8 protein-coding genes are annotated in these 10,118 nt (G+C 69.4%); 4 read left to right on the plus strand and 4 right to left on the minus strand.

What is annotated here, in order from left to right:
* The first annotated feature begins 402 nt into the window (after nucleotides 1–402).
* Nucleotides 403–2,898, plus strand: coding sequence for an SdrD B-like domain-containing protein (locus tag ABD329_RS15100; RefSeq protein WP_246618275.1), 2,496 nt, complete (start codon nucleotides 403–405; stop codon nucleotides 2,896–2,898).
* Between the two features lie 93 nt (nucleotides 2,899–2,991).
* Here ABD329_RS15100 and ABD329_RS15105 read toward each other — a convergent pair whose 3' ends face one another.
* Nucleotides 2,992–3,963 carry a pirin family protein gene (locus ABD329_RS15105; RefSeq protein WP_198275864.1) on the minus strand — a complete coding sequence of 324 codons (972 nt, stop codon included), beginning with the start codon at nucleotides 3,961–3,963 and terminating at the stop codon, nucleotides 2,992–2,994.
* 120 nt (nucleotides 3,964–4,083) lie between these two features.
* Entirely contained in the window at nucleotides 4,084–4,578 is a 495-nt protein-coding gene (locus tag ABD329_RS15110) for an SseB family protein (protein WP_020869891.1), read from the minus strand.
* A gap of 137 nt (nucleotides 4,579–4,715) precedes the next feature.
* Here ABD329_RS15110 and ABD329_RS15115 point away from each other — a divergent pair, with 137 nt between their 5' ends.
* Nucleotides 4,716–6,542 carry an acyl-CoA dehydrogenase gene (locus ABD329_RS15115; RefSeq protein WP_198275863.1) on the plus strand — a complete coding sequence of 609 codons (1,827 nt, stop codon included), beginning with the start codon at nucleotides 4,716–4,718 and terminating at the stop codon, nucleotides 6,540–6,542.
* Nucleotides 6,543–6,672: 130 nt separating this feature from the next.
* Here ABD329_RS15115 and ABD329_RS15120 read toward each other — a convergent pair whose 3' ends face one another.
* Both ABD329_RS15120 and ABD329_RS15125 read right to left on the minus strand, forming a co-directional pair.
* A complete protein-coding gene (locus tag ABD329_RS15120; RefSeq protein ID WP_198275862.1) occupies nucleotides 6,673–7,041 on the minus strand; it encodes a hypothetical protein in 369 nt (122 codons plus the stop codon).
* 17 nt (nucleotides 7,042–7,058) lie between these two features.
* On the minus strand, nucleotides 7,059–7,814 hold the full coding sequence (locus tag ABD329_RS15125; protein WP_246618272.1) for a TNT domain-containing protein: 756 nt from the start codon (nucleotides 7,812–7,814) through the stop codon (nucleotides 7,059–7,061).
* Between the two features lie 182 nt (nucleotides 7,815–7,996).
* On the opposite strand from ABD329_RS15125, the gene ABD329_RS15130 reads away from it, so the two are divergent.
* On the plus strand, nucleotides 7,997–9,286 hold the full coding sequence (locus tag ABD329_RS15130) for a M18 family aminopeptidase (protein WP_198275861.1): 1,290 nt from the start codon (nucleotides 7,997–7,999) through the stop codon (nucleotides 9,284–9,286).
* Nucleotide 9,287: 1 nt separating this feature from the next.
* The coding region (locus ABD329_RS15135; protein ID WP_344316471.1) for an AfsR/SARP family transcriptional regulator at nucleotides 9,288–10,118 on the plus strand (831 nt) is incomplete at its 3' end.

Raw genomic sequence — 10,118 nt, forward strand, 5'->3', positions numbered from 1 at the left:
CCTGCTCTCCCCCCGATCTTGGGTCACACCCGCTACAGTATCGCTGCTGATGGGGCGGTTCAGGATGACAATTCAGACTGTTGTGCTGTTTCCGTGTGGGAAGCGAGGCCAAATGCGGCTCGTCTCGGAATGGCACTCCCGAGTCCCTGAATTCGCCACATCGGCCGGGACGACCAAGAACGACCGGGCCCACCGAAACAGCGGTGGGCCCTTTTCATGACCGACGTGTCACCCGGTGCCGGGACGCGGATACACCACTGGAGACGGGTGGTCGGTTCACATCACGAGGGGAGAGTGATGGCTGTGCGAAGAGTATGTGGAAGGTTACGCCGGACAGCCGGGAAGCGTACGGGTCCACTGGCACGAGTGGGCCTCTGCACTTTCGTACTGTTGGGCAGCGCCATGGGCGCGACGGCCGGGACGGCCACCGCCTCACCCGGCGACGGCACCCTGACGGTTCAGGTGCTGCGGGATTTCTTCGGCACCGGCGTGATCAACACGACCATGGATGTGCCACAGCGGGGCATGAAGGTTCGGGTGACCGACCCTTCCGGCCATCGGGTCACCGGCACCACGGACGCCACCGGAAAGGTGGTGGTCTCGAAGTCGACCGAACTGACCGGCGGCCAGTACCGCGTCGATGTCACCATCCCGGCGCCGTACAACAAGTCCCTGCGGGCGGCGCCGGCCTCGACGGCGGAAAACCACTTCGACAGCTTCACGACCTTTGTGGACGTGTCGGATGGCAAGAACGACTCGGTGATCACCGGGGTCTGGAATCCGGCCGATTACACGCTGCCGGACTCGCGGTATTTCGTGCCGATCCAGAACACCGCCGACGCACAAGACACCCGGGCACTGGTGGCGTTCGGGACGGACAAACGAGGTACGTGTCCCGGCGACACGGCGTGCCCGACCACGCTCAACACGCAGGACCAGGTGGGCACGACGTTCGCGTTGGCCTACGACAAGGACCGGAAGCGGATGTTCCAGGGCGCGTTCGCCCGGCGGTACACCCCGTACGGGCCGGAGGGCGGTGACGCGATCTACACCACGCCGACCGACGGTGGGAGCGCTCCGACCCTGTTCGCGAAGGTGCCGGGCGCCACGGTGACGCCGCACGACGCCACCAACATGAACAAGGACGCCGGGTTCACCGATGCGCCGGGCAAGGAGAGCATCGGCGGCCTGGCCCTGTCGGAGGACGGCTCGACGCTGTACGCGGTGAACCTGCTGACCCGGCGCCTGGTCAGCTTCGACGCGACCGGGACCACCGCATCCGCGCCCGAGGCGACGGTGCGCATCCCGGACCCGGGCTGCGCGAGCCCCGGTGACTGGCGGCCGTTCAGTCTTCAGGTCCACGACAACAAGCTCTACGTCGGTGGCGTGTGCAGCGCGGAGAGCACACAGAAGCGCGAAGACCTGAAAGCCGTCGTCTACACCTACGACGGCGAACGGTTCGACACCGTGCTGACCCAGCCGCTCACCGCCAAGCGCGGCGCCGTCTTCGGTTCCGACGACGTCGCCCAGTCCACCCACTGGAATCCGTGGAACACCTCCCTCGCCACGTGGGACGAGCGGAAGGTGGGCAACGTCTTCATCGATCCGCAGCCGGAGCTCGCCTCCCTCGCCTTCACCCGCGACGGTTCGATGATCCTCGGTTTCCGCGACAGGTTCATGGACGTCGTGAGCTGGGGTGGACTGGACCCGAGGCCGAACGACAACACCCCGGAAAACGGTATGGCCGGCGGTGACATCAACATGGCCTGTGCCACTCCCACCGGTGGATACGAGTGGGAAGGCACCGGAAGCTGCCCCAACCACGCCACCCCCGCCACCAACGGCGGCCAGGGCAACGATGTCGTCGAGTACTTCCCGGGCGACTTCTTCCGCGGCGCGCACCTGGAGACCGCGCTGGGGTCGGTGGCCTACATTCCGCAGCAGCAGTGGGTCGTCAGCACGGAGTTCGACCCGACCGTCAACGTCGCGACCTCGGGGACCGGCTACTACGACGTCGCGACCGGTCTGGGCCCGGGCAACGCTCCGGCCGCCAACGCGTACCAGTTCGTCAGTCAGGCACAGAGCGGGTTCGGTAAGGCCGGTGGGCTCGGCGACATCGCCTATGAGGCGGCGAACGCACCGATCCAGATCGGCAACCGGGTGTGGTTCGACGGCGATCACAATGGGATCCAGGATCCCGAGGGCCGCAATGAGGTGCCGCTGCCGGACGCGACGATCAACCTGTTGGACGCCGACGGCAAGCAGGTCGCCACGACCAAGACCGATGCCGCCGGTGAGTACTACTTCGGTGGCGTCGGCGCCGCCTACGAGCTCAAGCCGGGTGCGAAGTACACGGTGCAGTTCGACGTGTGCACCGCGGACACCAGCGAGGTGCCGACCGAGCCGGCGGCCACCAAGCTGCGGTTCACACTCCCGCGGGCCGGTGGCAACCGGGCACATGACTCGAATGTGACCCCGCCGACGGCCGGGCGGCTGTGCAACGGACGCGCACCCGTCACGGCGCCGGACAAGCCGGGAGAGGTCGATCACACGATCGACGCCGGCGTGTACATCCCCAAGAAGACACCGCCGAACCCCAAGCCGACGCCGACTCCGTCGTCGTCCGAGCCGCCCAACAATCCGGGCCCCCAGAGTGGCGGAGGCTCAGGGACCAGTGGAGGCTCGGGGACCGGCGGAGGCTCAGGGACCGGCGGAGGCTCAGGGACCGGTGGAGGCTCGGGGACCAGCGGAGGCTCGGGGACTGACGGAGGCGGCGGTTCGCTGGCCAACACGGGTACGTCCGGTCTGCTGAGGATCGTCTCCCTCAGTGCCCTGCTGGCCGGTGCGGGCGCGGCAGCCGCGTTCGTGACCCGGAAGCGTCGCGCCGGGCAACACTGAGACACCACGGAAAGACGGGTGATCCGCCCGTAAGCGCTGACGAGCCCCGTCCATATCCGGACGGGGCTCGTTCGCCTATCGTCCCGGCGAGCCTTATATTCCGCCTTCGGACATCCCGTGCACCGCGGGGATCGTGCCGAGCCGCCCCTTCTGGAAGTCCTCGAACGCCTGCTGGAGCTCCGCGCGGTTGTTCATCACGAACGGCCCGTAGTGCGCCATCGGCTCACGGATGGGCCGTCCGCCGAGCAGTACGACCTCCAGGTCCGGCGTGTGGGAGTCCTGCTGCTCGTCCGCGCGCACGGTCAGCGCGGCACCGGCCCCGAAGACGGCGGCCTGGCCCAGGTGGATCGCGCGCCGCTCGGCGCCGACCGCGCCACGGCCCGCGAGCACATACGCGAGGCCGTTGAAGTCCTCGCGCCACGGCAGGGTGATCTCCGCACCCGGGGCGAGCGTGGCGTGCACCATCGTGATCGGGGTGTGGGTGATCCCGGGACCGGCGTGACCGTCCAGCTCACCGGCGATGACGCGCAGCAGCGCACCGCCGTCGTGGGAGGTCAGCAGCTGGACCTGGCCACCGCGGATGTCCTGGTAGCGCGGGGGCATCATCTTGTCCTTGGCCGGGAGGTTCACCCACAGCTGGAGGCCGTGGAAGAGGCCGCCCGACACGACCAGGGACTCCGGCGGGGCCTCGATGTGGAGGAGGCCGGAGCCGGCCGTCATCCACTGGGTGTCACCGTTGGTGATCGTGCCGCCACCGCCCTGCGAGTCCTGGTGGTCGAAGATGCCGTCGATGATGTAGGTGACGGTCTCGAAGCCGCGGTGGGGGTGCCAGGGGGTGCCCTTGGGCTCGCCCGGCGCGTACTCCACCTCGCCCATCTGGTCCATCATGATGAACGGGTCGAGGTGCTTGTAGTCGATACCGGCGAAGGCCCGGCGCACCGGGAAGCCCTCGCCCTCGAAACCGCTGGGAGCGGTCGTGACGGCGAGCACGGGGCGCTGTCGTGCCTCGGCGGGTGCCGCGACGCGCGGCAGGGTCAGCGGGTTCTCTACGGTCACTGCGGGCATGACGGCCTCCTCGGTCGTTCACCATTCAACTTAGTTGAACAGTGAACGACCCGCAAGGGGGCCTTTATTTCCACCCGAGCGCCCTACGAGGCGACCGGTGATATCCGGACGTATGCGGAGCTAGCCGTACATACGGCGCATGGCGAAGTCCACCATCTGCTCCACCGCCTTCGCGTCGAAGACGATCCGGTGCTCGCCCTCCATGTCGAGGACGAAGCCATACCCGGTGGGCAGCAGGTCGATCACCTCGGCGCCGGTGATCACGAAGTACTTGGACTCCTTGCCCGCGTACCTCCGCAGCTCCTTGAGCGAGGTGAACATGGGGATCACCGGCTGCTGGGTGTTGTGCAGCGCCAGGAAGCCGGGGTTGTCACCGCGCGGGCAGTAGACCTTCGACCCGGCGAAGATCTGCTGGAAGTCCTCGGCCGACATCGATCCGGTGGTGAAGGCCCGCACCGCGTCGGCGAGCGACGGCGGGGAGGGCTCCGGGTAGAGCGGCTGCTGGCCGTACCCCGCACCCGCCGCGTGATGTGACGCATGCGGCTGCTGTTGCGGCGGAGGTGGCGGGGCGGCGTAGCCCTGCCCTGCGCTCGCGTTCTGGTCGTAGCCGTACATGCGCAGAAGCGTACTGAGTCACAGTTACCCGGTTGAGGGTTGCCCTTTATTACCCACGGGTAGCATCATGGCATCAGCTGATCTGATACGCGTCAACGCAGAGGTCCTGGCCTCCCGATCCCTACGGAGCCGTCGCCATGGGGCACTACAAGTCGAATCTCCGCGACATCGAGTTCAACCTCTTCGAGGTGCTCGGGCGCGACACGGTGTATGGCACCGGACCGTTCGCGGAGATGGACGTCGACACCGCCAAGAGCGTGCTCGCCGAGATATCCCGGCTCTCCGAGCACGAGCTGGCCGAAAGCTACGCCGACTCCGACCGGAACCCGCCCGTCTTCGACCCCAAGACCCACACGGCGCCGCTCCCCGAGTCGTTCAAGAAGAGCTACCGGGCCTATATGGAGGCCGAGTGGTGGCGGCTGGGCGTCCCGGAGTCGCTCGGCGGCACCGTCTGCCCCCGCTCGCTGCTGTGGGGCTCGGCCGAGACCATCCTCGGCTCCAACGCCCCGATCTGGATGTACGCCTCGGGCCCGGCCTTCGCGGGGGTGCTGCACGACGAGGGCACCGAGGAGCAGCTGAAGATCGCCCAGCTGATGGTGGACAAGCAGTGGGGCTCCACCATGGTGCTGACCGAGCCGGACGCCGGCTCCGATGTCGGCGCGGGCCGCACCAAGGCGACCCGGCAGGAGGACGGCACCTGGCACATCGAGGGTGTGAAGCGGTTCATCACCTCCGGTGAGCACGACCTCTCGGACAACATCATCCACTTCGTGCTGGCCCGCCCCGAGGGCGCGGGGCCCGGCACCAAGGGGCTGTCGCTGTTCGTCGTCCCCAAGTACGACTTCGACTGGGAGACCGGCGAGCTCGGCGAGCGCAACGGCGTGTACGCCACCAACGTCGAGCACAAGATGGGTCTGCGGGTCTCCAACACCTGCGAGCTGACCTTCGGCGCCGACCACCCGGCCAAGGGCTGGCTGCTGGGCGAGAAGCACGACGGCATCCGCCAGATGTTCAAGATCATCGAGTTCGCCCGGATGATGGTCGGCACCAAGGCCATGGCCACCCTCTCCACCGGCTACCTCAACGCGCTGGAGTACGCCAAGGAGCGGGTGCAGGGACCGGACCTGGCGGCCTTCACCGACAAGACCGCGCCGCGGGTGACCATCACCCACCACCCGGATGTGCGCCGCTCGCTGATGACGCAGAAGGCGTACGCGGAGGGCCTGCGCGCGCTGGTGCTCTACACCGCCTCGGTCCAGGACGAGGTCCTGGTCAAGGAGGCCGCGGGCGAGGACACCTCCGCCGTGAACCGCCTCAACGACCTGCTGCTGCCCATCGTCAAGGGCTACGGCTCGGAGAAGGCGTACGAGCAGCTGGCGCAGTCCCTCCAGACCATCGGCGGCTCCGGCTACCTCCAGGAGTACCCGCTGGAGCAGTACATCCGGGACGCCAAGATCGACACCCTGTACGAGGGCACCACCGCCATCCAGGGCCAGGACTACTTCTTCCGCAAGATCGTCCGGGACCAGGGCCAGGCGCTGACCGTCGTCTCGGAGGAGATCAAGAAGTTCCTGGCCGAGGCCGCCGGGGGCGAGGACCTGGAGGCCGCCCGCGACCAGCTCGCGCAGGCCGCGGTGGACCTGGAGGCGATCGTCGGCGCGATGCTCACCGACCTGGCCGCCACCGAGCAGGACGTCAGCTCGATCTACAAGGTCGGTCTCAACTCGACCCGGCTGCTGCTGGCCTCCGGTGACGTGATCATCGGTTACCTGCTGCTCAAGGGCGCGGCCGTGGCCGCCGAGAAGCTGGGCACCGCCTCCACCAAGGACCGCTCCTTCTACGAGGGCAAGATCGCCGTCGCGAAGTTCTTCGCCCACGAGGTGCTGCCGGGCGTCTCGGTGCAGCGCTCGCTCGCCGAGTCGGTCGACAAGGGTCTGATGGACCTGGACGAGGCCGCGTTCTAAGGGCCTCCCTCACATACGGACCAGGGGGCCGGCCGTCCCATCCTCCAGCGGGGCGGCCGGCCTCCTGGTCTGTGCGCGTGTCAAGGCGTCATCGCTCGTCGTCGCTCATCGTCGTCGCTCATCGTCGTCGTCATCGCTCGTCGTCCTCGGACCGCCGCTCCCGCAGCGCCCGTTCGACCTCCTCGCGGGCCCACCGCCTGAGCTCCTCGCCCTGTGCGAGGAGCTCGTCGATCGACTCGCCCCCGCCCTCCGGCGGGCGCGGGCGGGCCCTCAGCTTCTCCAGCAGGTCCCGGCACGCCTCGTCCTCGGTGGCGAACCGGCTGGCGTCCCGGTCCAGGGACCGCTCCCGCAGGCCGGTCTCCCAGCCGCCGTCCGGCGCGGGCCGCAGGTAGTAGTACGCGTCCGGCTGCACCGGGATGTCCTGCACCCCCGGGATGTCGTACAGCGCGTCGGGCACCTGCTCGTCGCGGAGGGTCCGGACGAGTTCCGTTCTGTCCACCGGTCCAGGATCCGCCCTCAGTTGAGCGGGCGGAGATTACCGGCCGCGACGAGTTGGGGGATCGAAGGCCCGGTCAGATATTGGAGGCCGAAACCGGGTTGGCCGAACCAGGGCCGGATGGGACCGCCCTCGACCAGGAAGGGTTGGGTGACCTCGTAGAGGTGGTAGCCGTTCGGATACGCCGGGTCGAGGGTGTTGAGGTTGCTGGGCGGCAGCGCGCGCTCCGCGTAGGGCGTGCCCGCCGGGGCCAGGAAGTGGCCGAAACCGCTGCCGAACAGGTCGACCTTCTGGCCGACTTTCAGTTGGACCGTGGTGTGCAGGGGCGACCCGTTGAGCAGGACCCAGCCGTCGGGGTACGGGAACCACCAGCCGTTCGTCCGCTCATTCCAGTAACAGTTGAGGAACGAGGAGGCGGTGGGGAAGTGGTCGAGTCGTTCATAGCCTTCGAGCATGCGCCCGATCGCGCCGTAGCGGGGGAGCTGAGCGGGGCCGAGCCGCCAGTCGCCCTGGTAGTAGCGGTCGAGCGGAGGATTCGGTGCGGTGTTGGTCCCCCCGATGCGGTTCGTGCTGGGACAGGGAGGGTGACCCTTGCCCTCGCCGTCCCCGCCGCCCACCGGCCGCGGGCCGGGTGAGGGCGCCGCCACCGGCTCCGGAGACGCCACGGGGGCCAGCCCCGCGGTGAGGTCCGTGACGGGCTTGGCCATGGCCGGTCCGCCGGCGCACAGCAGCAGCAGCGACCCCAGGACGACAAGCAGGTGTCGAAGAACGCGCATCCGGTATCCCCTCGAGTAACGACTCAGTGCGACGTTGCTTGATCACGGGGAATATCGACCGATTCGCCCGACTTCTCGCGTTAGCTGACGTGCTTTCATCAGATTGGATCAACGTGGCCCCACGGATGGCTGCCGCTCCCGCACCAGGGCGAGCCGCCCCCCGGCGAATCTATGCTGAGCACATGAGCGCACAACCCGGCATCGACCGCGGCCACACCGATGACCTGATGTCCTTCCTCCGCGCCAGCCCCTCGCCGTACCACGCCGTGGCGAGCGCCGCGGAGCGGCTGGAGAAGGCCGGGTTCCGCCGGATCGAGGAGACCGCGCCCTGGGACGGGACGGCCGGTGGACGGTTCGTGCTGCGCGGTGGCGCGATCGTCGCCTGGTACGTCCCCGAGGGGGCGGAGGCCGCCACTCCGTACCGGATTGTGGGCGCTCACACCGACTCTCCCAATTTGCGCGTGAAGCCCATTCCCGACACCGGTGCGCACGGCTGGCGGCAGATCGCCGTCGAGATCTACGGCGGGGCGCTGCTCAACACCTGGCTCGACCGCGACCTCGGGCTCTCCGGCCGGATCACCCTCCGGGACGGCTCCCACCATCTCGTCACCGTCGACCGGCCGCTGCTGAGAGTGCCCCAGCTCGCCGTGCACCTCGACAGATCGGTCAACACCGAGGGCCTCAAGCTCGACAAGCAGCGCCATATGACGCCCATCTGGGGGCTCGGCGGCGTCGAGGAGGGCGACCTGATCCGCTTCGTCGCCGAGGAGGCCGGGGTCGCGGCCGAGGAGATCGCCGGCTGGGACCTGATGACCCACAGCGTCGAGCCGCCCGCCTACCTCGGCCGGGACCGCGAGCTGGTCGCCGGACCCCGGATGGACAACCTTGTCTCCGTGCACGCCGGTACGGCCGCGCTCATCGCCGCCGCCCACCAGGAGCCGCCGTACATCCCGGTGCTGGCCGCCTTCGACCACGAGGAGAACGGCAGCCAGTCCGACACCGGCGCCGACGGCCCGCTGCTCGGCACGGTGCTGGAGCGCTCGGTCTTCGCCCGCGGCGGGGCGTACGAGGAGCGGGCGCGGGCCTTCGCGGGCACCGTCTGCCTGTCCTCCGACACCGGCCACGCGGTCCACCCCAACTACGCGGAGCGCCATGAGCCGGGCCATCACCCGCGGCCCAACGGCGGTCCGATCCTGAAGGTGAACGTCAACCAGAGATATGCCACCGACGGCGCCGGGAGAGCCGTCTTCGCCGCCGCCTGCGAGCGCGCCGGCGTCCCCTGGCAGACCTTCGTCTCCCACAACTCGATGCCGTGCGGCACCACGATCGGGCCGATCACCGCCGCCCGGCACGGCATCGCCACCGTCGACATCGGCATCGCCATCCTGTCCATGCACTCGGCCCGGGAGCTGTGCGGAGCACAGGACCCGCGGCTGCTGGCCAAGGCACTGCACGCCTTCCTGGGGGCATAAGTTGGACTTCTCCCTGCTGGGTCCCGTCACTGTCACCGCGGGGCCGCAAGCAGCACCCGTCGAGCTTCCGCTGGGGCCCGCCAAACGGCGCAGCGTGCTGGCGATGCTGCTGCTGCGCCCCAACGCGACGGTGTCCGTGGAGCAGTTGATATCCAGCCTGTGGGAGGACGAGCCGCCCGCCCACGCCCGGACCGTCATCCAGGGCCATGTCTCCCGGCTCCGCGCGGCCCTGGCCGAGGGCGGCGCCGAGGACCACGGCGTCGAGCTGGCCACCCACAGCTCCGCCTATCTGCTGCGCGTCCCCGAATCCCTGATCGACACCCAGCGCTTCGACCAGCTGACCGCCCAGGCCAGCCCGGAGTCCGCCCCCGCCGAGGCCGTCCAGCTGCTCCGCCAGGCGCTCGGCCTGTGGCGCGGCCCGGCGCTCACCGGGACCGTGGCCAGCCCGCCGTTCGCGGCGGCGGCGCACGCCCTGGAGGAGCGGCGGCTGAGCGCCGTGGAGTCCCTGGCACGGGCCCACGAGGGCCTGGGCGAGCACGAGCAGGCGGTGCGCGCCCTGCACCCCGCCGCCGTCGCCAACCCGCTGCGCGAGGGGCTGATCGCCGCCCTGATGCTGGCGCTGTACCGCTCCGGGCGGCAGTCCGACGCGATCGCCTGGTTCCACCGCACCCGGCAGCTGCTCGACGACGACCTGGGGGTCGACCCGGGCCAGCGGCTGAGCGCCGCGTACCAGGAGATCCTGCGGGCGGCCCCGGCCGCGGACGCGCCGCGGGGCGGCGAGGCCGCCGGGCAGCAGCCGGGCGGCGCGGCGCAGCCGGGCGCACAGCCGGCG

The organism is Streptomyces javensis (assembly GCF_039525925.1).
GTDB lineage: Bacteria > Actinomycetota > Actinomycetes > Streptomycetales > Streptomycetaceae > Streptomyces > Streptomyces asiaticus.

Coding starts and splice junctions, on each gene's coding strand:
- ABD329_RS15100 (WP_246618275.1), top strand. CDS start 403: ATGGGCGCGACGGCCGGGACGGCCACCGCCTCACCCGGCGACGGCACC.
- ABD329_RS15105 (WP_198275864.1), bottom strand. CDS start 3,963: ATGCCCGCAGTGACCGTAGAGAACCCGCTGACCCTGCCGCGCGTCGCG.
- ABD329_RS15110 (WP_020869891.1), bottom strand. CDS start 4,578: ATGTACGGCTACGACCAGAACGCGAGCGCAGGGCAGGGCTACGCCGCC.
- ABD329_RS15115 (WP_198275863.1), top strand. CDS start 4,716: ATGGGGCACTACAAGTCGAATCTCCGCGACATCGAGTTCAACCTCTTC.
- ABD329_RS15125 (WP_246618272.1), bottom strand. CDS start 7,814: ATGCGCGTTCTTCGACACCTGCTTGTCGTCCTGGGGTCGCTGCTGCTG.
- ABD329_RS15130 (WP_198275861.1), top strand. CDS start 7,997: ATGAGCGCACAACCCGGCATCGACCGCGGCCACACCGATGACCTGATG.